Here is a 24,577-nt window from a genome sequence, read left to right as displayed (position 1 = left end):
ACGGGCCCGGCTGAGCGCACCGACGTTCGGCCGGGCCTTGTTTCGAGGTCGCATGCATTCCAGAAAGAATGCCAGCCACCTGCCTGCAATTCTTACACGCCCGCGTTGCCGCGTTCCGTCCTCGGCGTCAGGTACCTCCTGACATTGTGTGCCCATCTGGCTGGGAGTTCCGGACAAGAACAAGTCCCCCGGGCCATCCTCCCGCCACTTCCAAGACATCCCCAGACAACGCCATTCGACATCCGGGCGCCCTTGGGGGCACACGTATCAACCTCCAAGAATAACAATAAACAAGAGAACAACTGGCACATCGACTGCAGCCGTCCCTTGTCCCCCAGCAATGACGGACGAGGAAACCCCCATGATGGATAGGAAGTGGCTCGGGCTCCTGTTCATCGGCGCCGTCTGGGCCTCGAACGCCTGGGCCAACGACTTCCGAGCCGAGAAGCTCGTGAACGGGCTCAAGCAATACACGGTCGACACCTACCCGGAGACGCTGCGCTTCACGTTCACCGTCACCAACATCGACCCGACGCTCCCCTCCGAGCTGCTCTCCGCGACCGCGCCCCTGCTGAATTCCTGCACGCTCTTACCCACGTCCCCCCTCGTGGTTCCAGCGGGAGGCCACTTCACGTATCAGTGCGAAATCGAGCTGGAGAGCTACGACGCGTGTCTCACATTGGGGATACACGATGCGAACCCCGTGACGCCCAACCACGAGGTCTCCTTCACCAGCACCTTCAGCATTGGCTGGGACGCAGGCGCCAGCCAGGCGGGGGCCAACGTGCTCTGCCTTCCTCAGCCCAACCTGTTCTGTGACGACACCGTCTACCTCTCCACGGCCTCGCGCTCTCCGGAAGGACGGCCCGCAGCCCCCTCACGGCTCTACATCTTCGACCCCGCCACCGGCACGCTGACGCTACAGGGTGAAGCCGGGCTTCCCTACAACGCGCTGGCGTTCAACCACTACGACAACATCCTGTACGCCATCGCCTCGGACGGCGTCAGCGCTCCCAGCTTCATCCGCGTCGACGCCACCGGCTCATCGAGCATCATCGCCCCGCTGGACACCACGGCACCTCGCTCGGCCATCTGGACCGCGGGAGCCGTTCTCAAGGATGGCTCCTACGTCGGCTTCGAGCACAGCACCCATCGCCTCATCCGCATCAACCCCAGCACCGGAGGCACTCTCTCCGAGCAAGTGGTGACCGTCTCGGGGGACTTCCAGTTGGCGGACTTCGCGATGAATCCCCGGGACGGACAGCTCTACGCCTTCAACAACGCCACCCAGCGGATGACCCGCATCGACCCGCTCACAGGCGTGGCCACGGACCATCCCGAACTCGCGCGGATTGACGGCAGGCCCGCGGAGAACCCCGTCATGAGCGCTGCCGTCTTCACACGCGACGGCGAGCTCTTCCTCTACGGAACCAGCGGCCCCGACACCCACAGGGTCAGCGACTTCCATGCCGTGGACGTGACGACGGGCAACCTGACCCGCCTCCTCACGCGGCCGGTGCCCCAGCTCGCGAACGGCGCGATGTGTGGCGTCTACTCCTGGGGCTCACCTCGTCCGCAGCCGATGACCCGGGACCGCGGATTCTTCGGCGCCAGCGAGAGCGCGCTCTTGGAGTGCCTGGCATACGGCCCCATCTCCCTCGGCGCTCTCGGCGAAGTCTCCACCCTCCCAGGCGCCCTGGGCATCCTCTGGGCCAACCCCGCCATCGCCTCGAACAACGCGCGCCGCACGGCCCTGGAGTCCTTGAAGGTCCGGACGGCGCGCGAAGCGCTGACGGCGGTCTGCAACGAGCGCGTCTTCAACACGCGCGCGCCTCCCCTGTCCGCGCTGGAGAATCCGGCCTCACTCGACCCCGGCCGGATGGAAGAGCTGCGTCAACGGCTGGAGCGGCACAACCACTCCGGCAAGCGGACCGCCATCCCGCTGCGAAAACGAATCTTCGCGGTGGACCCGCTGCAAGCCATGGAGCGCGCCGAGGAACCTCGGTTCTGAGAGGGAACGTGGCCATGAAGATTCCATCCCAATCCAGGTGGGTCGCGGGCCTGCTCGTGGCGCTGGGAACAAGTGCCTGCGATACCAGTGAAGACGATTTGATGCGGGCGCTGGGAGACCCCGTGCTGGACGCCTTCGAAATCCGCCTGCGAGGCCAGGACGCGGCACAGTACGAGAAGGTCCTGCTGGGAATGGGACAGGTCGAGGTCACGTCCTTCGGTGAACCCGTCCGCTTCGAGCCCTCGCCCAACGCACGCGCCATGGATTTGACGGACACGGACCACGCCCACCTCCTGGGGCGCTTCTTCCTGCCCAGGTACGTGAAGCAGGTGGACATCACCGTGCGCCTGGACGACGTGGGCGCGTTCAAGGAAGACAGCCTGGCGGGCCTCATCAATGCCCAAGCCGGAACCATCCAGTTCTCGACCACGCGCAGCGCCCTGGAGCAGCGCTCACGCGTCGTCATCCACCTGCACCTGAAGGACAGCCTCTTCGACGGCAGGGGCGGAAAGACGCTCCTGCCGGCGACTTACATCGCCCACTGAAAGTCCCGACGCCCCGAAGGCCCTCTGGCTTCCTCCTGCGCGCGAGCCCGGGCCCTGCCAGAATGCGCGCCATGAAGACCCCCGGGAAACAGGTGGTACTCGTCCGGCACGGAGAGACGGAGTGGAGCCGCGCCGGTCGGCACACAGGGCGGACGGACATTCCGCTCCTGAGCTCCGGAAGGGAGATGGGCCGCCTGCTCGGCGCGCCGCTGAAGGCCTGGCGCTTCGACGCCGTCTACACCAGCCCACTGAGCCGCGCGGCGGACACCTGCGCCCTGGCCGGCTACGGGGACTATGCCCAGCCGCGCGAAGACCTCATGGAGTGGGACTACGGCGACTATGAGGGGCGCACCGGCGCGGAGATTCGCGCCGAGCGGCCCGACTGGACCATCTGGACGAACGGCGTCCCCAACGGAGAGACCGCGGCGCAGGTGGCCACTCGCGTGGACGGCGTCATCTCCGACGCACTCCGGACGGACGGGGACGTGCTCATCTTCGCCCACGGGCACCTGCTTCGCGTGCTCGCGGCGAGGTGGCTGGGCCTGCCTCCGTGGGAAGGCCGCCTCTTCCTGCTGAGCACCGCGTCCATCAGCGTGCTCGGCCATGACGGCGACAGGCGCCGCCCGGCCATCGTGTCGTGGAACGACACCACGCACCTGCGCGCGTAGCTACAGCCGTCCCTCCAGGAAGTTGCGCACCAGCGCGGGGCCCTCGGGCGTGAGCACGCTCTCCGGATGGAACTGCACGCCCACCACGGGCCGCTCGCGATGGCGCAGCGCCATGATGAGGCCATCCTGGCTCCAGGCGGTGGCTTCCAGCTCGGCGGGCAGTGACGGCGCCTCCACGATGAGCGAGTGGTAGCGCGCCGCCGCGAAGCCCTCGCTGAGCCCGGCGAAGAGCCCCGTGCCGCCATGCCGGATGTGCGCCGCCTTGCCGTGCACCGGCTCTGGCGCGCGCACCACCTTGCCGCCGAAGGCCGCGCCAATGGACTGGTGCCCCAGGCACACGCCCAGCACCGGCACGCGTGACTGGGCAATGGCCGCCACGCTGACGCCCGCCTCGTGCGGAGTGCAGGGCCCCGGCGAAATCACCAGGTGGGACGCGCCCGAGGCCGCCACACCTTCGGCATCCAGGCCGTCGTTGCGCACCACCTTCACCTCTGCCCCCAGCGTGTACAGGAGCTGCACGAGGTTGAAGGTGAAGGAGTCGTAGTTGTCGATGACCAGAATCACCGGCCACCTCCCTCGCGCGCCAACCGCAGCGCGGCGGCCATGGCACCCGCCTTGGCTTCCGTCTCGTCCGCTTCCTTCGACGGCACCGAGTCCGCGACCACTCCCGCGCCCGAGGTCCACATCGTCCGGTCTCCGTCCACGAAGAAGGTGCGCAGCGCAATCGCCACGTCCAGCGTGCCGCAGAACGACAGGTAGCCCACCGCGCCCGAGTAGGGCCCGCGCCGCTGGACCTCCAACTCGTCGATGATTTGCATCGCGCGAATCTTGGGCGCGCCCGACACCGTGCCCGCGGGGAAGGTGCTGGCCAGCGCATCCAGCGCGTCGTACTTCGCGTCGAGCTTGCCGCGCACCTGCGACACGATGTGCATCACGTGGCTGTAGCGCTCGATGAGCATCATGTCCTCGACGCGCACCGAGCCAGGCGCCGCCACGCGGCCCACGTCGTTGCGCCCCAGGTCCACCAGCATGATGTGCTCGGCGCGCTCCTTCTCGTCCGCGAGCAGCTCCTTCTCCAGGGCCAGGTCCTCGGCCTCGGACGCGCCACGGCGCCGGGTGCCGGCGATGGGCCGCACCACCACGTCCCCGTCGCGCACCTGCACCAGCAACTCCGGCGACGCGCCCACCAGCGCGCGGGCCTCGCCCAGCTCCACGAGGAAGAGGTACGGCGATGGATTCACCCGCCGCAGCGCGCGGTAGAGCGACAGCGGCGGCGGCGCGCCCCGGGATTCGAAGCGGCGCGCGAGCACGACCTGGAAGATGTCTCCGGCGCGGATGTACTCCTGCGCCTGTGCCACCGCCGACTCATACCCCGCGCGGTCCCAGCACGCGGTGGGCGCCACGTCCCCACGCATGCGCGGCGCGGGCGCATAGGCCTCCGGAGACAGCGGCTTCAGCAGCCGGTCCGCCATGGCCTGCGCGCGCGCCTCCGCGTCCTTCAGCGCGGCGGCCACGCTGCCGTGCAGCGACGGCCGGGCAATGGCGGTGGCCTTGAGCGTCCCGGTGCGGGTGTCGTGCGTGACGAAGTCCTCGCACACCAGCCATTCCGAGTCCGGGAAGGAGATGTCGCTGGGGTGCCGGTCCGGCACCGTGGGCTCCAGCCACGAGAAGCAGTTGTAGCCCATGTACCCCACGAGCCCGCCCAGGAAGGGCGCCTCACCGGGAAGCCGGGCCACGGCCAGCTCGCGCCAGAGCTGGCGCAGCACGTCCAGGGGCTTGCCGTCCCGGCGCTCCTCGCGCGAGCCGCGCCACAAGGTGGCACCGTTCCGGTCCAACCGCACGCGGCCCGCGGGCTCCGCGCCGATGTGGCTGTAGCGGCCGAACTGCTCGCCGCCGTAGCACGACTCGAGGATGAAGCCGCGCGAACCACCGCCCAGCTTCAGATAGGCCGACAGCGGCGTATCGAGGTCCGCCGGCAGCTCCACCGACACCGGCACCGCCTCACCCTGCTCCGCGCGCTGCCGATAGGCTGACTTCCGCTCCTGTGCATCCATCGTCTTTGACTCACGTCCCACCGCGCATCACGGCAGGGGGAATGGGGTGGCCCGTCTCGGCTCCGATGAAGCGCTTCACTGGCGACGTTGTGGATTCGCGGACAGCAGCAGGACGGGCGCCATCCCTGGGTTATCCCCCGTCCGAGGGAGTCCTCCAAGCGGTCCGACATTCCCCGCCCCCCATCGCGCAAGCCCCCGGGCCAGCGGGTGCCCGGGGAGCAGCCCGGGGAGCTCCCGCCGATGAGGCGGCGTCCACCCCCGGGTGGTCCGGCTCCAACCCCCTCGCTATCTGAATGGGACTTTGAGTGCCGCTCCTCCCGCTCCATTGATGACGGTGACGCCTCAGGGGCTCTACTGCGTTCCCGGCGGCTTCCACGTCGACCCCTGGCGTCCAGTGGACCGGGCGCTCATCACCCACGCGCATGGAGACCACGCACGCAGCGGCAGCCACCGCTACCTGGGCGCCCGGGCGGGCAAGGGACTGCTCCACCGGAGATTGGGCGCGGACGCCACCATCGACACGCTCGACTACGGCGAACGGCTGCGCATCAACGGAGTCACCGTCAGCTTCCATCCCGCGGGCCACGTGCTGGGCAGCGCGCAGGTGCGCGTGGAGCACGGCGGTGAGACCTGGGTCGTGTCCGGCGACTACAAGCGCGCGCCGGACCCCACGTGCGCGCCCTTCGAGGTCGTCCCCTGCCACACCTTCATCACCGAGGCGACGTTCGGCCTGCCCATCTTCCGCTGGGACGCGACGGAGCAGGTGGCCGAGGACATCCTGCGCTGGTGGGACGCCAACCGCGCGCTGGGCCGCGCGGCGGTGCTGTTCTGCTACGCGCTGGGCAAGGCGCAGCGGCTGCTCGCGGAGCTGGCGAAGCTGACCGACCGCGCCGTGTTCATCCACGGCGCCTTGCACTCCCTGGTGGACGTATACCGGGACGCGGGCGTCCGCATGCTGCCCACGCACTTGGTGTCCGAGATGGAGAAGGGCACCTCGTTCGCGGGAGCGCTGGTGCTGGCGCCGCCGAGCGCGAGCGGCACCCCGTGGATGCGCCGCTTCGGTGAGCACGAAACCGGCTTCGCGTCCGGCTGGATGCGCGTTCGAGGCAACCGCCGCCGCCGGGGCTTCGACCGCGGCTTCGTGCTGTCGGACCACGCGGACTGGCCGGACCTGCTGCGCACGGTGAAGGACACCCGGGCGGAGCGCGTGCTGGTGACGCACGGCTATGCCGAGCCGCTGGCCCACTACCTGCGCGAGCAGGGCGTGGACGCCGAGCCCCTGGCCACGCCCTTCGAAGGCGAAGCGGAGGACTGACGCGTGCGGCGACTGGCGGACCTCTACGAAACGCTGGACCAGACCACGTCCACCAACGCCAAGGTGGAAGCGCTCGCGCGCTACTTCAAGGAAGCGCCCCCGGAGGACGCGGCGTGGGCGCTCTACTTCCTCACGGGGCAGAAGCTGAAGCGGCTGATTCCCACGAAGCTGCTGGTGGGGTGGACGCAGGAGCTGACCGGCATCCCCAGCTGGCTCTTCGAGGAGGTCTACGCCTCCGTGGGTGACCTGGCGGAGGTGATTGCCCTGCTGTTGGATGCCCGTGAGCGCCCGGCGCGGACCGAGGAGCTGCCCCTGTCCGTCTGGCTGGAGCAACGCCTGTTGCCGCTGCGTCAACGGGACGCCGCCGGGCAACGCGAGCAGGTGGTGTCCTGGTGGCACGCCATGCCCCGGCGTGAGCTGTTCCTGCTCAACAAGATGCTCACCGGTGAACTGCGGGTGGGCGTGTCCTCCACGCTGGTGGTCCGCGCGGTGGCGCAGGTGGCGGGACTGCCCGCGCCCAGCGTTGCGCACCGGCTGATGGGGACGTGGACGCCCTCGCCCGCCTTCTTCCGGCAGCTCGTGTCCCAGGACGTGTCGGACAGCGACAGCTCCCGGCCCTACCCCTTCTATCTCGCGTCACCGCTGGAGCAGCCACCAGGGGACCTGGGCGACCGGGCGGAATGGCAGGTGGAGTGGAAGTGGGATGGCATCCGGGGCCAGCTCATCCGCCGCAAGGGCAGCGTGCACCTGTGGAGCCGCGGCGAGGAGCTCATCACCGAGCGCTTCCCCGAAATCGCGGACGCCGCCGCCGCGCTCCCCGAGGGCACGGTGCTGGACGGCGAGGTGTTGGCCTACGCGGACGGAAGGCCCCTTCCCTTCGCCCTGCTCCAGCGGCGCATCGGCCGGCAGAAACTGACGCCCAAGGTGCTGGCCGAAGCGCCCGCGGCCTACATCGCCTACGACATGCTGGAGCTGGGAGGCATTGACCTCCGGAGCAAGCCGCTGCGCGAGCGGCGCGCGAAGCTGGAGGCGCTGTTGGAAGGCTTGCCTCGGCTTCCCGTCTCCCCCGTCGTGCAAGCGGCGACCTGGGAGGACCTGGCCACCGCGCGAGGCGAAGCGCGAGAGCGCAACGTCGAGGGCTTCATGCTCAAGCGCCTGGAGTCGCCGTACCTCACCGGGCGCAAGCGGGGCGACTGGTGGAAGTGGAAGATTGACCCGTTCACGGTGGACGCGGTGTTGCTGTACGCGCATCCGGGCCACGGCCGGCGCTCGTCGCTGTACACCGACTACACCTTCGCGGTGTGGAACGGCACGGAGCTCCAGCCCGTGACGAAGGCGTACTCCGGCCTGACGGACGCGGAGATTGGCCGGCTGGACCGGTGGATTCGGGCGCACACGCGGGAGAAGTACGGCCCCGTGCGCTCGGTGGAGCCTGAACAGGTCTTCGAACTGCACTTCGAGGGCATCCAGTCCTCGCCGCGTCACAAGTCGGGCGTCGCGCTGCGCTTCCCCCGAATCGCCCGCTGGCGGACGGACAAGAAGCCGCAGGACGCGGACACGCTGGACTCACTCAAGGAGCTGCTCCATGCCAGCGGGTAGACCCCGCTCGCTGCGGGCGCAGATTGCCGCCAGTCGCAAGGCCCTGCGCGCCACCACCGAGCCTCCGGCCGCAGAGGCGCCGCGCAAGCCCAGGCGACCTCGCGTCCAGCGCGCATCGACTCGAGCGCAAACGAATGAACCACCCCTGGAGCGGCTGCGCGGCTGGTTCCGTGCGAAGGGTTGGACGCCCTACCCGTTTCAAGAAGAAGCCTGGGCCGCCCATGCGCGCGGCGAAAGCGGGCTCATCCACGTCCCCACCGGCGCGGGCAAGACGTACGCGGCCTACCTGGGTCCGCTCGCGGACGTCGCGGCGCATGGACAGCCAGGGCTTCAACTCCTCTACGTGACGCCGCTGCGCGCGGTGTCCCGGGACGTGGAGAAGGCGTTGCGGGAGCCCCTCACCGTGCTGGACGCGGACATCGCCGTGGAGAGCCGCACCGGCGACACGTCCTCGTCGGTGCGCCAGCGTCAGCGGGAGCGCCTGCCGCAGGTGCTCATCACCACGCCGGAGTCGCTGTGCGTCCTGCTCACGCATGAGCGGGCCCCGGAGCTGTTCGCGTCACTGCGCTCCGTCATCGTGGATGAATGGCACGAACTCCTCGGCTCCAAGCGGGGCTCGCAGCTGGAGCTGGCGCTGGCCCGCCTGCGCCGCTTCGCGCCGGGCCTGCGCACCTGGGCGCTGTCCGCCACGCTGGCCAATCTGGAAGAGGCCGCCCGTCACGCCGTGGGCACCGGCCAGACGCCCACGATTGTGAGCGCGGCGTTGGAGCGGCCCATCGTCGTCGAGACATTGCTGCCCGAATCCGTGGATGCGTTCCCCTGGGCGGGCCACCTGGGCTTCTCCATGCTGGCCCGCGTGGGCGCGTGGCTGGACGCGGAGCGCTCCACGCTCATCTTCACCAATACGCGCTCCCAGGCCGAGCGCTGGTTCGAAGGCCTGCGCTTCGCCCGTCCGGAGTGGGAGCACCTCATCGCGCTCCACCATGGCTCCATCGAACGCGAGGAGCGTGAGCGCGTGGAGAGCGGCCTCAAGGAAGGCTCGCTGCGCATCGCGGTGTGCACCTCGTCGCTGGACCTGGGCGTGGACTTCGGCCCGGTGGAGCGCGTGGTACAGGTGGGCAGTCCCAAGGGCATTGGCCGCACGATGCAGCGCGCGGGCCGCAGCGCCCACCGCCCGGGCGCCACCTGTCACATCCTCTTCGTCCCCACGCACGCGCTGGAGTTGGTGGAGATGGCCGCCGCCAAGGACGCGCTCCTTCGCCGCGAGGTGGAGGCCCGCACGCCGCCGGGCAAGCCGCTGGACGTCCTGGCGCAGCACCTGGTGACGTGCGCGTTGGGCGGCGGCTTCACGCCCGACGCCCTGCGAGACGAGGTGCGCACCGCGGCGGCCTTCGCCGGCCTCACCGACGAGGAGTTCGCGTGGACTTTGTCCCTGGTCCGCGAAGGCAGCCCGACGCTGCGCGCCTACCCGGAGTTCCGGCGCGTGGTGGAGCACAAGGGCCGCTGCGTCGTCGCGGACGCGCGCGTGGCCCGCCTGCACCGCCTCAACATCGGCACCATCACCTCCGACGCGGTGGTGCAGCTGCGTTACTGGAGCGGCGGGCGCCTGGGCAGCGTGGAGGAGTCCTACGTCAGCCGCCTCAAGCCGGGCGACACCTTCATCTTCGCGGGGAAGAAGCTGGAGTTCAGCCGCCTCCAGGACATGACCGCCTACGTGCGGCCCGCGAAGACGAAGGTCACCCGGACGCCGCGCTGGGGCGGCAGCCGCCTGCCCCTGTCCGGCTCGTTGGCCGCCGCCGTTCGGCGCACGCTGGACACCGCGCGCCACGGCGATGTCACGTCGGACGAACTGGCCGCCGCCTGGCCCGTGCTGGACGCGCAGGCCCGCCTGTCCCGCATCCCCGCGGCGGACATCCTGCTGGCGGAGACGTGCCAGACGCGCGACGGGCACCATCTCTTCCTCTATCCCTTTGAAGGACGGTTGGTGCACGAAGGACTGGCGGCGCTGCTGGCACTGCGGCTGACGCGCCTGCGCAAGGCCACCTTCAGCCTGTCGGTGAATGACTACGGTTTGGAGTTGCTCACGCCCACGCCCTTCCCCTTCGAGGAGGCGCTGCACCCCGCGCTCTTCACCCGCGAGCGCCTGGAGGCGGACGTCCTGGAGAGCGTCAACGTCGGCGAGCTGTCAAAGCGCCAGTTCCGCGACATCGCCCGCATCGCCGGGCTGGTGCTGCCGGGCCTGCCCGGCGCGCGCAAGTCCTCGCGGCAGGTCCAGGCCAGCGCGTCGCTGCTGCACGACGTCTTCATCAAATACGACCCGGACAACCTCCTGCTCGTCCAGGCCCGCCGGGAGGTGCTGGAGCAACAATTCGAGGAGGGGCGCCTGGAGCGGACCCTGGAGCGGCTTCAAGCCGCGCCCCTGGAGCTCATCCATGTCCGCCGGCCCACGCCCCTGGGCTTCCCGCTCGTCGTCGAGCGCATCAGCGCGAGCCTGTCGAGCGAGTCCCTGCTGGAGCGGGTGGAGCGATTGAAGGAGCGATGGACTCGCGAAGATGCCAGGTCCGCGTAGAGGGCACCCTGCTGGAGCTGCTCCCGGAGCGCGCCCTGTACTGGCCCGACACTGGCACCCTGGCCGTGGCGGACCTGCACTGGGGCAAGACGGAGAGCTTCCAGCAGCACGGCATCCCCCTGCCCACGGGCGTGCTGGAGGACGACCTGGCCCGCCTGTCCGCGGCGCTCACCACCACCGGCGCCCGCCGCCTGCTCCTGCTGGGTGACCTCATCCATTCACGCCAGGGCCTCACCCCCGCCGTGGTGGAGCGGCTGGCGGAGTGGCGGGAGTCCCACGCCTGGGTGGAATGCGTCCTGGTGCGGGGCAATCATGACCGGCACGTGAAGACACTGCCTGTCCGCTGGCGCCTGGACGTCCGCGAGTCCTCCATCGACGAAGGCCCCTTCCACTTCGCCCACCACCCGGAGCCCGTTTCAGGTCGCTATGTATGGGCAGGTCACCTCCACCCCATGGTGCGGCTGGGCGGCAGGAGCGACACACTGCGTCTTCCCTGCTTCCAGGTGGGACGCGGCGTGGGCGTGCTTCCGGCATTCAGCGCCTTCACGGGCGGAATCAACGTCTCCCGCCGCGCGGGCGATCGCATTTTCGCCGTCGCCGGCCCCGCAGTCGTCGAGGTGTAGGATGAGCTACGCCAAACGCCGCAAGATACTGGGTATCATCGAAACGGATAATACCTTCGAGCGCGCCAACCACCGGGGCCGCGAGGCGTGGCTCGGCAAGTGCTTGCACTGCAACGCGCACTTATGGGTCGGCCTGGATGGCGAGCCGATCAGCCGCGCCACCATCGAGCACATCCTCCCGAAGACGGCCGGGGGCACCGAGGCGCTGAGCAACCTGGGTCTGGCCTGCGCCCGGTGCAATCAAGGCAAGGGCACCCGGCACGACGCCCGTTATCACCGGGACGCGCGCGCCCGGGAGCTGGTGGAAAGGCTTCTGGCCCGGCGCCTCGCGCGCTGGCGGAAGCCGGAGACCGACGACGCGCCGTGAAACACCCGGAGTGATCCTCCCCGACGGGTGCTTTGCTCAATCGTCCCTACCTCCCTCCAGAAGAGAGATTCATCACCGCGCGACCGCGACTTTCCGCCCTCGCACGAGGAAGTGGTATCCCCGTGCCGCCACATCTGAATGGTTGACACTGCCGTGTCGATGCCCGATGGTCCCGCGCCGCATTAGGGCAGGGAGAGGAGGAGGGCCCCGCCCACGGCATTACTAATAGAGGTTTCGTTGGACGTGTCCGCTTCGCCTTCAGTGCGCCAGGAGCTACCGCCCACCCGCCCCAGTGGGGCCGGGAATGCCCCTCCGCTCCCTGTGCCCGGTAACGCCCACGCCTCGCCTTTCGTTCCCTTCACGAGTGCTGTTGTCGAAGCCCCCTTGCCCATGGTCCAGGTATGAGCGGCCCTCTCTTCCCACGTTGGACGAACACGGTGTCGCGGCTGTCCGCCGCGGCGCTCCTTGCCGTGCCCGCCATCGGTATTGGCGGTCTCATGGCCTACGTGCGCTCGCCGTACGTCACTGGCCAGCAGCGGCCCATTGAACAGCCGATCGAGTTCGATCACCGCCACCACGCGGGTGATGAGCAGATTGACTGTCGGTACTGTCACTGGTCGGTCGAGGAGTCGCCCTCCGCGGGCATCCCCTCCACCACGGTGTGCATGTCCTGCCACGCACAGGTCTGGAACAAGAGCCCGTACCTCAACGAGGTCCGCAAGGCGTTCTTCTCCGACCAGCCCATCCCCTGGGTCCGCGTGCACAACCTGCCGGACTTCGTCTACTTCAACCACTCCATCCACGTGGCCAAGGGCGTTGGCTGCGCCACCTGCCACGGCCGCGTCGACCAGATGGCCGCCGTGGAGCAGGCCGCGCCGCTCACCATGGCCTGGTGCCTGGATTGCCACCGCAATCCGGAGCCCCACCTGCGTCCGGCGGAGTTCATCACGTCCATGACGTGGACCCCGCCCGAAGACAAGGCCAAGGCCGCTGAGCTTGGCCGCCAGTTGGCTGAAGCGTACGACGTCCACTCGCGCGAGAGCTGCTCCACATGCCACCGATGAACACGAAGCGCGACGGCGCCCCGTCGCAGGACACCCCCTCCTCCTTCGCGCTCCCGGTCGTCACGGACCGGCCTGCCGCCAAGTCCGACGTTGTCGGCGAGGCGCTCGAGCACGCGGCCGCCAACGCCTCCCCCTCCGAGCCCGGCTATGGCCAGACGTACTGGCGCAGCCTGGAGGAGAAGCTCGGCACGCCCGACTACCTGGAAGAGACGCGGCCGGAGTTCCCCGTCGGCGCGGACCTGGCCCCCACGGGCTTCGCCCGCCGCGAGTTCATGCACCTGCTGGGTGCCTCGCTGGCGCTGGCCGGCGCCACGGCGTGCAGCACCCGTCCGGTGGATGAGCGCATCCTGCCGTACACCAAGACGCCCCCCGAGCTCGTCCCGGGCAACCCGCTCCACTACGCGTCCGGCATGACGCTGGCCGGTCACACCTCCGGTCTGCTCATCACCGCCCGCGAGGGTCGCCCCGTGAAGATCGAGGGCAACCCGGACCACCCGGTCAACCAGGGCGCCGCTGGCCCCTGGGAGCAGGCGTTCCTCCTGTCCCTGTACGACCCGAGCCGCGCCCGCGTGCTCCGTCAGGGCAAGAGCCCCCGCGCCCTCCGCGCCCTGCGCGAGGAGCTGATCAACGCCACCAGCAAGGCCGCCGCCAATGACGGTGGCAGCCGCGTGCGCTTCCTGTCCGAGCCCGGCAACTCGCCGCTGACCGGCGACCTGCGCAGCCGCATCCTGAAGAAGCTGCCGAACGCGCGCTTCCACAGCTACACCGCGCAGACGCACGACACGCAGGACGAGGCGCTCCGCGCGCTCTTCGGCGGACAGCCCGTTTCGGCCGTCTACGACTTCGCCCAGGCGGACATCGTCCTGTCGCTGGACGCGGACTTCCTGGAGAGCCGCCCGGAGAACCTGGGCTACGCGCGCCAGTTCGCCAACCGCCGCGACCCGAACAACGGTCCGCTCAACCGGCTCTACGTGGCCGAGGCCCGCTTCTCCATCACCGGCGGCATGGCCGACCACCGCCTGCGCGTGAAGTCGCAGGACGTGCTCGCGGTCGCCGCCGCCGTGGCCCAGGCCGTGGGTGGCCCCGCCGCCTCGCTGGCTGGCGCCGCCGCCAACAAGGCGTCGCTGAAGTCGGACCACACCGCCTGGGTGCAGGCGGTCGTCGCGGACCTGCGCGCCGCGCGTCCGGGCCGCACCCTGGTGGTCGCGGGTGAGCGTCAGCCGGCGGCCGTCCACGCGCTGGCCCACGCCATCAACGCCGCGCTGGGCAACACCGGCACCACGGTGAAGTACGTGCAGTCGTCCATCGCGGAGCAGGAGGGCCTGAGCCAGGTCCGCGCGCTGGTGGAGGACATCACCGCCGGCCGCGTGGACACGCTGGTCATCACCAGCTGGAACCCGGTGTTCTCGGTTCCGGCGGACACGGGTCTGAAGGAGCTGCTGGACCCGGCGACCAACCCCAACCGCGGCAACCTCACCGTGCTCTACACGGGCCTCTACGAGGACGAGACCAGCCAGTACGCCGACTGGTTCGTCCCCGCGGCGCACCCGCTGGAGACGTGGAGCGACGGCCGTTCGTTCGACGGCACCGTGGCCATTGCCCAGCCGCTCATCCAGCCGCTCTACAACGGCGTGCCGGAGTCCGAGCTGCTGGCGATGTTCCTCGACGAGCCCTACCGCCCCGCGTACCAGATGCTGCGCGACTACTGGCAGGGTCAGTCCGAGGGCCAGGGTGACTTCGAGGCCCGCTGGGAGAGCTGGGTGTCGGACGGTGCCATCCCCGGCACGCAGGCCGCTCCGGTGCAGGGCGCTCCGGACTTCGGCGCCGCCTCCGCGCTGGTGACGGGCTACACGGCCCCCGCCACGGGCGAGCTCGAGATCAACTTCGTCTACGACTACAAGGTCTTCGACGGCCGCTTCGGCAACAACTCCTGGCTGCAGGAGCTCCCGGACCCCATCACCAAGATGACCTGGGACAACGCCGCGCTGCTGAGCCCGGAGACCGCCAAGGGGCTGAGCCTCGAGCCCGGTGACCTGGCGGAGCTGACCTACGGCGGCCGCAAGCTGACCGTGCCGGTCTGGATCACCCCCGGCCACGCGAACGACACCGTGACGATGGCGCTGGGCTACGGCCGTGATGGCCTGCACGAGCAGGTGGCCAAGGCGGTGGGCTTCAACGCCAACGCGGTGCGCACCGTGAAGGCCCCCTGGTTCGACGGCGGCGCCACGCTCACCAAGGTGCGCGGCAGCTACAAGTTCAGCCTGACCCAGACGCACTGGCGGATGGAGAACCGCCCGCTGGCGCTGGACATGCCGCTGTCCGAGCTGAAGAACCCGTCCATCGCGACGCAGCACACGCTCCACCGCGTCAAGAGCGAGCTGAAGTTCGGCGTCCAGGACAACCTGCCGGCCTTCGACTACAACAAGGGCCCCAGCAACCCCCAGGGCTACAAGTGGGGCATGGCCATCGACCTGTCCCGCTGCACCGGTTGCAGCGCGTGCGTGATTGCCTGCCAGGCGGAGAACAACATCCCCGTCGTGGGCAAGCAGCAGGTCTCCGTCAGCCGTGAGATGCAGTGGCTGCGCATCGACCGCTACTTCGAGGGCAGCGAGAGCGACCCCCGGATGGTCATGCAGCCGGTGATGTGCGTGCACTGCGAGAAGGCCCCCTGCGAGTACGTCTGCCCGGTGAACGCCACCGTGCACTCGGACGAGGGCCTCAACGACATGGTGTACAACCGCTGCGTCGGCACCCGGTACTGCTCGAACAACTGCCCGTACAAGGTGCGCCGGTTCAACTACCTGCACTACACGGCGGACAAGACGGCCACCGAGAAGATGCTGATGAACCCGGACGTCACCGTCCGCAACCGCGGCGTGATGGAGAAGTGCACGTACTGCGTCCAGCGCATCGAGCGAGTGCGCATCGACGCCCGCGTCGAGAAGCGCCTCATCAATGAGAAGGAGCTGCAGACGGCCTGCCAGCAGACCTGCCCCACGCAGGCCATCACCTTCGGCTCCCTCAACGACCCGCAGCAGCGCGTCACGCAGCTCCACGAGGACGAGCGCGCGTACAAGCTGCTCCACGAGCTGGGCACCCGCCCGCGCACCGCGCACCTCATCCGCGTCCGCAATCCCAACCCCGCCCTCGAGCCCGCCGCGACGGCCGCTGCGAACCAAGGGAGCCACTAAGCCATGGCTGAAACTGCTTCCACCACGTATCACGACCCGCTCGAGCCACGACCCCTCGTCGCGCCGCACCATGACGACGCGACCCTGAACGAGACGCTGCTGGACCATGTCTGGCGCAAGCCGGGCAAGGGCTGGTTCATGCTCTTCGGCCTGTCGCTCAGCGCCCTGGGCCTGCTCGTCATCGGTGTCACCTACACGCTGGCTCGCGGTATCGGCGTGTGGGGTAACAACCAGCCTGTCGGCTGGGCGTTCGACATCATCAACTTCGTCTGGTGGGTCGGTATCGGCCACGCCGGTACGCTCATCTCCGCCATCCTCCTGCTCTTCCAGCAGAAGTGGCGCACGAGCATCAACCGGTTCGCGGAAGCCATGACGCTGTTCGCCGTCATGTGCGCCGGTCTGTTCCCGCTGCTGCACACCGGCCGTCCCTGGTTCGCCTTCTGGCTGTTCCCCTACCCCAGCACCCTGGGCGCGTGGCCGCAGTTCCGCTCGCCGCTGGTGTGGGACGTGTTCGCCATCTCGACGTACCTCACGGTGTCCGCGCTCTTCTGGTTCGTGGGCCTCATCCCGGACCTGGCGGCGCTGCGTGATTCGTCCAAGACGAAGCTCCAGCGGACCATCTACGGCCTGTTCGCGCTCGGTTGGCGCGGCTCCGGTCGGCACTGGCACAACTACAAGATTGCGTACCTGCTGCTGGCCGGTCTCTCCACGCCGCTCGTGGTGTCCGTGCACACCATCGTTTCGTTCGACTTCGCCGTCTCCCTGCTGCCCGGCTGGCACGCCACCATCTTCCCGCCCTACTTCGTGGCCGGCGCCGTGTTCAGCGGCTTCGCGATGGTGATCACGCTCATCATCCCGGCGCGCAAGTACCTGGGTCTGCGGGACGTCATCACGGACCGCCACCTGGAGAACATGAACAAGGTCATCCTGGCGACGGGCCTGCTCGTCTCCTACGGGTACCTGATGGAGCACTTCGTCGCCTGGTACTCGCAGAACCAGTACGAGCTGTGGACGTTCTACGTGAACCGCGCCACGGGCCCCTACGCCGGCGTGTACTGGCTGATGATCGCCTGCAACGTCATCACCCCGAACATCTTCTGGTTCAAGAAGTGCCGCACCAGCATCCCCATCATGTGGGTGGCGTCCATCGCGGTGAACATCGGCATGTGGTGCGAGCGGTTCATCATCATCGTCACCTCGCTGAGCCAGGACTTCCTGCCGTCCTCCTGGGGCATCTACACCCCGACGTGGGTGGACTGGTCCATCTACATCGGCACGCTGGGCCTGTTCGGCACCCTGTTCCTCCTGTTCCTCAAGTTCGTGCCCGCGGTCGCCATCAGCGAGGTGAAGGAGCTCCAGCTCGAGCTCAAGCACGCCGCTCACCAGCACGGCTCTGATGATGCGCTCGCCGGCGCCGGCACCCTCACCCACGGAGCTCACTAAGAGCCATGGAAGCCACCGTTCTCGATTCCTGGGTCCTGGCGGAGTTCTCGACGCCGGACGCCCTCGTGACCGCCACCCGCCAGATGCGGGAGAAGGGCTTCGAGGGAATGGACACCTACTCTCCGTACCCGCTGCACGGCGGGTCGGAGGCCCTGGGTCTGCCGCCCTCGCGCGTGCCCTTCATCGCCCTGTGCGGCGGTCTGACGGGCGTGGCCACGGCGCTGGCCATGCAGACGTGGATGAACACCATCGACTACCCGCTCAACATCGGTGGTCGCCCGCTGCTGTCGCTGCCGGCGTGGGTGCCCATCACGTTCGAGCTGGGGGTGCTGTTCGCCGCCTTCGGCATCTTCTTCGGTCTGCTGGGGCTCAGCCGCCTGCCCCAGCCGTACCACCCCGTCTTCGAGTCCGAGGAGTTCCGCACCGCCTCCACGCACGGCTACTGGCTGAGCGTGCCCCAGGCGACGGGCACGGACGCGGCGCCGGTCATGGATCAGCTCAAGGCCCTGGGCGCGACCCAGGTGACCCTCGTCACGGGAGAGAAGGAATGAGGTGGCTCATCCCCGCCGCCGGACTCGCCACGCTCACGGGCTGCAATGTCAGCTCGGAGTTCCTCCAGCGAATGGAGCACCAGGCGAAGTACGAGTACTACGAGGCGTCCGACTTCTGGGCGGACGGTCGCTCCATGCGCACGCCTCCCGTGGGCACGGTTCCGCGTGAGCGCTTCGACAAGCTCCCCGAGCTCAAGGACCCCACCCAGCGCCAGGTGGCCCTCACCGGCCGCAGCGCCGGCCAGCCGGTGGCCCACCTGCCCATCACGGTGGACCAGAACCTGCTGACCCTGGGTCAGAAGAAGTACAACATCGTCTGCTCGCAGTGTCACGGCGTGCTCGGCGATGGAAACAGCATCGTCGCGGAGAACATGGCCCTGCGCCTGCCTCCCTCGCTGCTGGACCTGGAGAGCAAGCCGGACGGCCACTTCTACGTGGCCATCAACGAGGGATACGGCGTGATGCCGTCCTTCTCTGGTGAGCTCGACCTGCGCGAGCGCTGGGCCGTGGTCGCCTACGTCCGCGCACTCCAGACGGCCCGCAATACCCGCACGGACGGCCAGCAGCCCGTTCCGCAGGAGAACCGATGAGTCCCCCCGTCACCAACTCGCACACCAACTTCGGGCCGTACACCGGCACGCCGAAGCTCATGGTGCCCGCGTTCGCCGTGGGCATTCTCTGCCTCCTGGCCACGCTGGGTGGCTTCTTCGCCACCGACGCCAAGGGTGAGACGGCGCACGCCTATCTGATTGGCTTCACCTACTGGGTGGGCATCAGCGTCGCCTTCCTCATCATGCAGGCCATCTTCCACACGGCGAAGGCCAAGTGGCTCATCGTGCTGCGCCGGACGATGGAGACGGCCTCCGCGGTGGTGCCGGTGTTCTTCGTGCTGGCCCTGCCGCTGCTGGCCATGGCCACCTACCTCTACCCCTGGTGGGAAGGCTCCGAGCTGACCAAGGGCTACTCCAGCCTGGAGCTGGAGCACCTGAGCCACAAGCAGCACGGGTACCTGAACAACCACCTCTCGTTCCCCCCCGGCGTGGGCGTTCGCCACATCATCTACTTCGGCGTGTGGACCTTCGCGGCCTGGCGGCTGCGGTCGTGGAGCCTGAAGCAGGACACCGAGGGTGGACTCGATTTCACGGTGAAGCAGCGCAAGTTCTCTCCGGGTGTGCTGCCGTTCCTTGCCCTCACCATCACGTTCGCTTCTTTCGACTGGCTGATGAGCCTCACGCCGCTCTGGCAGTCGACCATCTTCGGCGTCTATTACTTCGCCGGAAGCTTCCTGGCGGCCTTCTGCATCCTGACCATCGTCACGGTGAGCGCCCAGGGCAAGGACCTCTACGGCAGCGTCGTGAAGCTGGACCACTTCCACAACCTTGGCAAGCTGATGCTCGCCTTCACCGCGTTCTGGGCCTACATCGCCTTCTCCCAGTTCATGCTGGTGTGGATCGCGAACATCCCGGAAGAGGCGCCCTGGTACGGCCTGCGCATGTTCGGCCCGTGGCGGTCGATGTCCATCGCCCTGTTCTTCCTCCACTTCCTGCTGCCCTTCGGCATCCTGCTGTCGCGCAAGCTGAAGCTGCAGCCTCGGAAGCTGGCGGTGGTGGCCGTGTACCTGCTCATCATCCACGCGGTGGACCTGTACTGGCTGGTGTGGCCGGCGCTGACCGGCGCCGCGGGCCCGACGTTCCACTGGTCGCTGCTCACGGCCTTCTTCGGCGTGGGCGGTATCGCGGTGGGCTTCGCCCTCTTCCTGGCGCGTGGCCACTACACGCTCACGGTGAAGGACCCCTACATCGCCGAGTCCTTGAGGTACGTGCAGCCATGAAGAAGACCCAGGTTGAGCTCGAGTCGCGCGTCATCGTCGGCGCGCACGGCGTGGCGGCGGAAGAAGACCACCTGGTCATGGGCAAGGTGGTGGGCGTCGGCGTGGGTGCGCTCGCCATCTTCGCGGTGGGCATCGTCTGGGCCTACACCATCCAGGTCCGGACCATGGCCGACATCCAGCCAGACGGTCCGCCGCCGCGTCCCGCGGCGATGGGCCAGTACGAGGTGGGCATCGTCAACCAGCGCCAGTTCGAGCAGGACTGGCACGCCGTGGACAAGATCAGCGGCCAGGACCAGGCGCTGCGCGCCGGCTGGGGTGACCAGCCGGGCGTGAAGCAGCACCCCGGCATCGACGCCGCGATGAAGACGGTCATCGAGCAGAAGCGCAACCCGCCCCCTGCCCCGACCCCCGCGCCCACCCCGGAGACCCCTCCCGGGCAGACGCCTCCGGCACCGCAGCAGTAGCCTTCACCGCTCCCCTGTCGTAAGAGCCGTCCTGCAATGATGTCCACCCGCTCCTACATCCTTCCGCGCGCCCGCCGCGCGGGCTTCCTCGCCGCGGCGGCGCTGGTGCTGGCCGTCGCGGTGCCGGCCTCCGCCATGCCAGGTGCCGGGAAGACGCCCCGGGCCATCCTGGAGGCTCAGCAGGACCTGCCGCCCCCCATCCAGGGTGTGGACGTGCAGGAGCATCTGGGGGAGCTGGTGCCCATGGACACCCGCTTCCTCGACGCCTCCGGGCGCGAGGTGCGCCTGGGTGACGTGGTGCCGAAGGCGCGGCCCACCCTGCTGACGCTCGTCTATTACAACTGTCCCATGCTCTGTAACCTGGTGCTCAACGCCCAGGTGCAGTCCATGAAGGAGCTCGGGCTCGAGCTGGGCAAGGACTACGAAGCCGTCACCGTCAGCATCGACCCTGACGACACGCCCGCCCAGAGCCTGGAGCGGCGGCGGCGGCACCTGCAGTCCATGGGCAAGCCGGAGACGGCCCCCTGGCACTTCCTGACCGGCACGGACGCGGAAATCCGCCGGCTCGCGGACGCCCTGGGCTTCAAGTACACCTACGATGAGAGCACGAAGCAGTACGCCCACGCAGCCGTGGTGCACGTGCTCACGCCGGAAGGCAGCATCTCCCGGTATCTCTACGGGACGACGTTTCCCCCCTCGGACATGAAGCTGGCGTTGCTGGAGGCGGCCAATGGCCGCGTGGGTACCAGCTTCGACCAGATCATCCTGTCCTGCTTCAAGTATGACACCGCCAGTCGGCGGTATGGCTTCTACATCTTCGGGTTCATCCGCCTGGGCGGCATAGCCGTGTTCTGCGCCCTGGCGACGATGCTGATCTACTTCTGGAGGCGCGAGCTGAAGAAAGGCGCGGCGGCATGAGCGAGCTTCTCAACAATATCCTGTTCCTCCCGGAGGCCGCGTCCACGTTCGCGGAGCGAATCGACACGCTGCATCACTTCGTCGTGGGTACGACGATGGTGATGTCGACGGCGGTCGGTCTGGCGGCCCTGTTCTTCTTCTTCCGTTACCGTCGTCGCCTCCCGGCGCAGGCGACGGAGTACATCGTCCCCACCCTGAAGACGGAGTTTCTCTTCGTCTCCGTTCCCCTCGTGTTCTTCCTGGCCTGGTTCGGTATCGGGTTCCGGGACTTCACGTGGGTCACCACGCCGCCCAAGGACTCGATGGATGTCTACGTCATGGGCAAGCAGTGGATGTGGAAGTTCTCCTACCCGGAGGGCCCCAACGGGGTGAACGTGCTGCACGTGCCGGCGAACCGTCCGGTGCGTCTGCTCATCACCTCGCGTGACGTGCTGCACTCCTTCTACGTGCCGGCCTTCCGCATCAAGATGGATGCGCTCCCGGGCCGCTACACGCAGATCTGGTTCGAGGCGACCAAGCCGGGCACGTACCAGGTGCTGTGCACCGAGTACTGCGGCCTGTCGCACTCGAAGATGCTGGCCGAGGTCGTCGTGCTTCCGCAGGAGGAGTACGAGAACTGGATCCAGGAGCAGCGCCGCGGCCGTCTGCAGGACCGTCAGGACGCGCTGGCGGACAACTCCCTGGTGCCGCCGGTGGCGCGCATGGTGGAGCAGGGCCAGGTGCTCGCGGGCACCCAGGGCTGCCTCAAGTGCCACTCGGTGGACGGCTCGCAGCACATCGGCCCCACCTTCCTGGGAATGTATGACCGCGTGGAGCAGCTCGAGGACGGGCAGACCATCCGCGTGGACGAGGCCTATATCACCCAGTCGATGATGGACCCGGGCGCCCACCTGGTGGCGGGCTACCAGAACGTGATGCCGACCTACCAGGGCAAGCTGCAGGGCCCGGAGACGGCCGCCATCGTCGAGTACATCAAGTCGCTTCGCACTCCGAACGTCCGTGAGGGCGCCTCCGAGGGACCCGCCTATGACGCCATCCAGTAGCATTGCAGCCCCGGGCGCCACCCCCGCGCCCGAGGAGCATCACGACCACCACCCGAACTACCTGGTCGACGGCACCACCATCAAGTCGTGGCTGCTGACGGTCGACCACAAGCGTATCGGGCTCATGTTCCTGTTCTGGGTCCTGCTGTTCTTCCTGGTGGGCGGCATCTTCGCGCTGCTCATCCGGGTGGAGCTGCTGACGCCGGGCCCGACCATCATGGACGCGATGACGTACAACCGTACGTTCACGCTCCATGGCCTGGTCATGATCTTCCTGTTCATGATTCCGGCCATCCCCGCCGTCTTCGGCAACTTCATGTTGCCGCTGATGCTGGGTGCCAAGGACGTGGCCTTCCCCCGGCTGAACCTGCTGTCGCTCTACATCTACCTGGCCGGCGCGGTGTTGGCGCTGTGGGGCATGCTCAACGGCGGCCTGGACACGGGCTGGACGTTCTACACCCCGTACAGCGCGCACACGACGGCCACGGTGGCGCCGGTGCTGTTCGGCGCGTTCATCATCGGGTTCAGCTCCATCGTCACGGGCATCAACTTCATCGTGACGTGCCACACCATGCGCGCGCCGGGCATCACCTGGTTCAAGATGCCGCTGTTCGTGTGGGCCATCTACGCCACCAGCGCCATCCAGGTGCTGGCCACGCCGGTCATCGGCCTGCTGCTGGTCCTGGTGACGGTGGAGAACCTGTTCGGGTTCGGCATGTTCGACCCGGCGCGCGGCGGCGACCCGGTGCTCTTCCAGCACCTGTTCTGGTTCTACAGCCACCCGGCCGTGTACATCATGGTGCTGCCGTCCTTCGGCGTGATGAGCGAGATCGTCGCGACCTACAGCCGCAAGAACATCTTCGGCTACCGCGCGGTGGCGTACTCCAGCCTGGGCATCGCCTTCGTGGGCTTCTTCGCCTGGGGCCACCACATGTTCGTGTCCGGCCAGTCCACCTTCGCGGGCGGTCTGTTCGGCGTGCTGACCATGCTGGTGGGTGTGTTCACCGCCATCAAGGTCTTCAACTGGGTGGGCACCGTCTACAAGGGCGCGGTCGAGTTCAAGACGCCCTTCGCCTACTTCTGCGGCTTCCTGTTCTTCACCGTGTTCGGTGGCATGACGGGCATCGCGCTGGGCACGGTGTCGCTGGACGTCGCCTGGCACGACACCTACTTCGTGGTGGCGCACTTCCACTTCATCATGGTGGGCGCGACCATCATGGCCTTCCTGGCCGCCCTCCACTACTGGTTCCCGAAGATGTTCGGGCGCACGTACCACGAGGGTTGGGGTCTGGTGTCCGCGGCGCTCATCATCCTGGGCTTCAACGCCACGTTCATTCCCCAGTTCCTGCTGGGCAACAACGGCATGCCGCGCCGCTACTACGAGTACCCGGAGCGCTTCCAGGCGCTGAACGTGGCCTCCACGGCCGGCGCGACGCTGCTGGCGTTCGGGTTCATCATCATCGCCATGTACCTGACGTACGCCCTGATCTACGGCAAGGCGTCCGGCAAGAACCCGTGGCGCAGCAAGGGCTACGAGTGGCTGTCCGAGTCGCCGCCGCCGACCCACAACTTCGTGGGGCCGCAGCCGGTGTTCCCGGAGGAGCCCCACTTCTACGTGGACCCCAAGAAGGCCGAGGTGCCCGATGCAGTCTAGTTCTCACGCCGCCGGGGGCGCCGCCCTGCCCGTCCCCCGGCTCGCCGGCCACTTCGCCTCGCTCGAGGTGCAGAACCACGCCGCGCGCCTGGGCATGTGGCTGTTCCTGGCGACGGAAATCCTGCTCTTCGCCGGCCTCTTCATCTGCTACGGCATCTACCGCTTCCTCTTCCCGGAGGCGTGGGCCGCCGCCAGCCGCAGCCTGGACCTGACGCTGGGCACCGTCAACACGGTGGTGCTCATCACCTCCTCGCTCACCGCGGCGCTCGCGGTGCACTACGCGAAGGAGGGGAAGAACAAGATGGTCGCGGTGCAGATTGGCCTCACCCTGGTGATGGCCGTCGGCTTCCTCGTCATCAAGTACTTCGAGTACCACCACAAGTTCGAGATTGGCACGCTGCCGGGCCGCTTCTACTCGTACGAGGGCATCCAGCTTCCGGGCGTGCCCCTGTACTTCACGGTCTACTTCTGCGCGACGGCCCTGCACGGCATCCACGTCGTCATCGGCATGATCGTGCTGGCCTTCTCCATGGTCCGCGCGCTGAAGAAGGCCGACTTCGGGCCGAACAACTTCACCATGGTCGAGCTGGGCAGCATGTACTGGCACCTCGTCGACCTGGTGTGGATCTTCCTCTTCCCGATGCTGTACCTCGTTTGAAGGGTTCCT

At 68.2% G+C, this 24,577-nt stretch carries 21 protein-coding genes; 19 read left to right on the top strand and 2 right to left on the bottom strand.

Annotation, left to right across the window (positions count from 1 at the left end):
• The first annotated feature begins 361 nt into the window (after positions 1-361).
• The 3 genes from BLU09_RS25835 (at position 362) to BLU09_RS25825 (ending at position 3,224) form a co-directional block, all read left to right on the top strand.
• Positions 362-2,011: a DUF6923 family protein gene (locus BLU09_RS25835; RefSeq protein ID WP_244172025.1), complete on the top strand. Its 1,650-nt coding sequence runs from the start codon at positions 362-364 to the stop codon at positions 2,009-2,011.
• A gap of 14 nt (positions 2,012-2,025) precedes the next feature.
• Positions 2,026-2,556 (top strand): hypothetical protein, encoded by a 531-nt coding sequence (locus tag BLU09_RS25830; protein ID WP_244172024.1) that lies wholly within the window; start codon positions 2,026-2,028, stop codon positions 2,554-2,556.
• A gap of 62 nt (positions 2,557-2,618) precedes the next feature.
• On the top strand, positions 2,619-3,224 hold the full coding sequence (locus tag BLU09_RS25825) for a histidine phosphatase family protein (RefSeq protein ID WP_090492154.1): 606 nt from the start codon (positions 2,619-2,621) through the stop codon (positions 3,222-3,224).
• On the opposite strand, the gene BLU09_RS25820 is transcribed toward BLU09_RS25825, so the two are convergent.
• Positions 3,225-3,788, bottom strand: coding sequence for an anthranilate synthase component II (locus BLU09_RS25820; RefSeq protein ID WP_090492153.1), 564 nt, complete (start codon positions 3,786-3,788; stop codon positions 3,225-3,227).
• Positions 3,785-5,278: an anthranilate synthase component I family protein gene (locus tag BLU09_RS25815; RefSeq protein WP_090492152.1), complete on the bottom strand. Its 1,494-nt coding sequence runs from the start codon at positions 5,276-5,278 to the stop codon at positions 3,785-3,787. Before BLU09_RS25815 ends, BLU09_RS25820 begins: the two co-directional genes overlap by 4 nt.
• 262 nt (positions 5,279-5,540) lie before the next feature.
• On the opposite strand from BLU09_RS25815, the gene BLU09_RS25810 reads away from it, so the two are divergent.
• The 16 genes from BLU09_RS25810 to BLU09_RS25735 all read left to right on the top strand — a co-directional run bounded on the left by BLU09_RS25810 (position 5,541) and on the right by BLU09_RS25735 (position 24,568).
• Positions 5,541-6,593, top strand: a complete 1,053-nt coding sequence (locus BLU09_RS25810; protein ID WP_090492151.1) for a ligase-associated DNA damage response exonuclease — start codon at positions 5,541-5,543, stop codon at positions 6,591-6,593.
• Between the two features lie 3 nt (positions 6,594-6,596).
• Positions 6,597-8,192, top strand: coding sequence for an ATP-dependent DNA ligase (locus tag BLU09_RS25805; protein ID WP_090492150.1), 1,596 nt, complete (start codon positions 6,597-6,599; stop codon positions 8,190-8,192).
• Positions 8,179-10,761, top strand: coding sequence for a ligase-associated DNA damage response DEXH box helicase (locus BLU09_RS25800; RefSeq protein WP_090492149.1), 2,583 nt, complete (start codon positions 8,179-8,181; stop codon positions 10,759-10,761). Before BLU09_RS25805 ends, BLU09_RS25800 begins: the two co-directional genes overlap by 14 nt.
• Positions 10,731-11,384, top strand: a complete 654-nt coding sequence (gene pdeM, locus BLU09_RS25795; RefSeq protein ID WP_090492148.1) for a ligase-associated DNA damage response endonuclease PdeM — start codon at positions 10,731-10,733, stop codon at positions 11,382-11,384. Before BLU09_RS25800 ends, pdeM begins: the two co-directional genes overlap by 31 nt.
• Position 11,385: 1 nt before the next feature.
• Entirely contained in the window at positions 11,386-11,751 is a 366-nt protein-coding gene (locus BLU09_RS25790; RefSeq protein ID WP_090492147.1) for an HNH endonuclease, read from the top strand.
• A 401-nt stretch (positions 11,752-12,152) separates the two neighbouring features.
• Entirely contained in the window at positions 12,153-12,815 is a 663-nt protein-coding gene (locus BLU09_RS25785) for a cytochrome c3 family protein (RefSeq protein WP_090492146.1), read from the top strand.
• The gene (locus BLU09_RS25780; protein ID WP_090492145.1) at positions 12,812-16,006 is read left to right on the top strand and encodes a TAT-variant-translocated molybdopterin oxidoreductase; all 3,195 of its coding nucleotides are present in this window, start codon (positions 12,812-12,814) and stop codon (positions 16,004-16,006) included. The genes BLU09_RS25785 and BLU09_RS25780 overlap by 4 nt, the downstream gene beginning before the upstream one ends.
• A 3-nt stretch (positions 16,007-16,009) precedes the next feature.
• Positions 16,010-17,449, top strand: coding sequence for an NrfD/PsrC family molybdoenzyme membrane anchor subunit (gene nrfD, locus BLU09_RS25775; RefSeq protein WP_090492144.1), 1,440 nt, complete (start codon positions 16,010-16,012; stop codon positions 17,447-17,449).
• A gap of 5 nt (positions 17,450-17,454) precedes the next feature.
• A complete protein-coding gene (locus BLU09_RS25770) occupies positions 17,455-18,000 on the top strand; it encodes a DUF3341 domain-containing protein (RefSeq protein WP_011556030.1) in 546 nt (181 codons plus the stop codon).
• The gene (locus BLU09_RS25765) at positions 17,997-18,590 is read left to right on the top strand and encodes a c-type cytochrome (RefSeq protein ID WP_090492143.1); all 594 of its coding nucleotides are present in this window, start codon (positions 17,997-17,999) and stop codon (positions 18,588-18,590) included. The genes BLU09_RS25770 and BLU09_RS25765 overlap by 4 nt, the downstream gene beginning before the upstream one ends.
• Positions 18,587-19,831: a hypothetical protein gene (locus tag BLU09_RS25760; RefSeq protein WP_090492142.1), complete on the top strand. Its 1,245-nt coding sequence runs from the start codon at positions 18,587-18,589 to the stop codon at positions 19,829-19,831. The genes BLU09_RS25765 and BLU09_RS25760 overlap by 4 nt, the downstream gene beginning before the upstream one ends.
• Positions 19,828-20,295 (top strand): hypothetical protein, encoded by a 468-nt coding sequence (locus BLU09_RS25755; protein ID WP_090492141.1) that lies wholly within the window; start codon positions 19,828-19,830, stop codon positions 20,293-20,295. The genes BLU09_RS25760 and BLU09_RS25755 overlap by 4 nt, the downstream gene beginning before the upstream one ends.
• Positions 20,296-20,331: 36 nt before the next feature.
• The gene (locus BLU09_RS25750; protein ID WP_090492140.1) at positions 20,332-21,213 is read left to right on the top strand and encodes an SCO family protein; all 882 of its coding nucleotides are present in this window, start codon (positions 20,332-20,334) and stop codon (positions 21,211-21,213) included.
• On the top strand, positions 21,210-22,256 hold the full coding sequence (coxB, locus tag BLU09_RS25745) for a cytochrome c oxidase subunit II (protein WP_090492139.1): 1,047 nt from the start codon (positions 21,210-21,212) through the stop codon (positions 22,254-22,256). Before BLU09_RS25750 ends, coxB begins: the two co-directional genes overlap by 4 nt.
• On the top strand, positions 22,240-23,910 hold the full coding sequence (gene ctaD / locus BLU09_RS25740) for a cytochrome c oxidase subunit I (protein WP_090492138.1): 1,671 nt from the start codon (positions 22,240-22,242) through the stop codon (positions 23,908-23,910). The genes coxB and ctaD overlap by 17 nt, the downstream gene beginning before the upstream one ends.
• The gene (locus BLU09_RS25735) at positions 23,900-24,568 is read left to right on the top strand and encodes a cytochrome c oxidase subunit 3 family protein (RefSeq protein ID WP_090492137.1); all 669 of its coding nucleotides are present in this window, start codon (positions 23,900-23,902) and stop codon (positions 24,566-24,568) included. The genes ctaD and BLU09_RS25735 overlap by 11 nt, the downstream gene beginning before the upstream one ends.
• The last annotated feature ends 9 nt before the right edge of the window (positions 24,569-24,577 follow it).

Origin of the sequence: Myxococcus virescens (assembly GCF_900101905.1) — a bacterium.
Classification (GTDB): Bacteria; Myxococcota; Myxococcia; order Myxococcales; family Myxococcaceae; genus Myxococcus; species Myxococcus virescens.
Note: the sequence above shows the minus strand (reverse complement) of the source record. Positions and strands in the feature narration are given on the sequence as shown.

Excerpts from the sequence above, each read along its gene's own strand:
- BLU09_RS25735 (WP_090492137.1), top strand. The coding sequence starts at position 23,900 with ATGCAGTCTAGTTCTCACGCCGCCGGGGGCGCCGCCCTGCCCGTCCCC.
- ctaD (WP_090492138.1), top strand. The coding sequence starts at position 22,240 with ATGACGCCATCCAGTAGCATTGCAGCCCCGGGCGCCACCCCCGCGCCC.
- BLU09_RS25825 (WP_090492154.1), top strand. The coding sequence starts at position 2,619 with ATGCGCGCCATGAAGACCCCCGGGAAACAGGTGGTACTCGTCCGGCAC.
- BLU09_RS25835 (WP_244172025.1), top strand. The coding sequence starts at position 362 with ATGATGGATAGGAAGTGGCTCGGGCTCCTGTTCATCGGCGCCGTCTGG.
- BLU09_RS25755 (WP_090492141.1), top strand. The coding sequence starts at position 19,828 with ATGAAGAAGACCCAGGTTGAGCTCGAGTCGCGCGTCATCGTCGGCGCG.
- coxB (WP_090492139.1), top strand. The coding sequence starts at position 21,210 with ATGAGCGAGCTTCTCAACAATATCCTGTTCCTCCCGGAGGCCGCGTCC.
- BLU09_RS25785 (WP_090492146.1), top strand. The coding sequence starts at position 12,153 with ATGAGCGGCCCTCTCTTCCCACGTTGGACGAACACGGTGTCGCGGCTG.
- BLU09_RS25750 (WP_090492140.1), top strand. The coding sequence starts at position 20,332 with ATGATGTCCACCCGCTCCTACATCCTTCCGCGCGCCCGCCGCGCGGGC.
- nrfD (WP_090492144.1), top strand. The coding sequence starts at position 16,010 with ATGGCTGAAACTGCTTCCACCACGTATCACGACCCGCTCGAGCCACGA.
- BLU09_RS25770 (WP_011556030.1), top strand. The coding sequence starts at position 17,455 with ATGGAAGCCACCGTTCTCGATTCCTGGGTCCTGGCGGAGTTCTCGACG.
- BLU09_RS25800 (WP_090492149.1), top strand. The coding sequence starts at position 8,179 with ATGCCAGCGGGTAGACCCCGCTCGCTGCGGGCGCAGATTGCCGCCAGT.
- BLU09_RS25765 (WP_090492143.1), top strand. The coding sequence starts at position 17,997 with ATGAGGTGGCTCATCCCCGCCGCCGGACTCGCCACGCTCACGGGCTGC.
- pdeM (WP_090492148.1), top strand. The coding sequence starts at position 10,731 with ATGGACTCGCGAAGATGCCAGGTCCGCGTAGAGGGCACCCTGCTGGAG.
- BLU09_RS25830 (WP_244172024.1), top strand. The coding sequence starts at position 2,026 with ATGAAGATTCCATCCCAATCCAGGTGGGTCGCGGGCCTGCTCGTGGCG.
- BLU09_RS25780 (WP_090492145.1), top strand. The coding sequence starts at position 12,812 with ATGAACACGAAGCGCGACGGCGCCCCGTCGCAGGACACCCCCTCCTCC.
- BLU09_RS25815 (WP_090492152.1), bottom strand. The coding sequence starts at position 5,278 with ATGGATGCACAGGAGCGGAAGTCAGCCTATCGGCAGCGCGCGGAGCAG.
- BLU09_RS25790 (WP_090492147.1), top strand. The coding sequence starts at position 11,386 with ATGAGCTACGCCAAACGCCGCAAGATACTGGGTATCATCGAAACGGAT.
- BLU09_RS25760 (WP_090492142.1), top strand. The coding sequence starts at position 18,587 with ATGAGTCCCCCCGTCACCAACTCGCACACCAACTTCGGGCCGTACACC.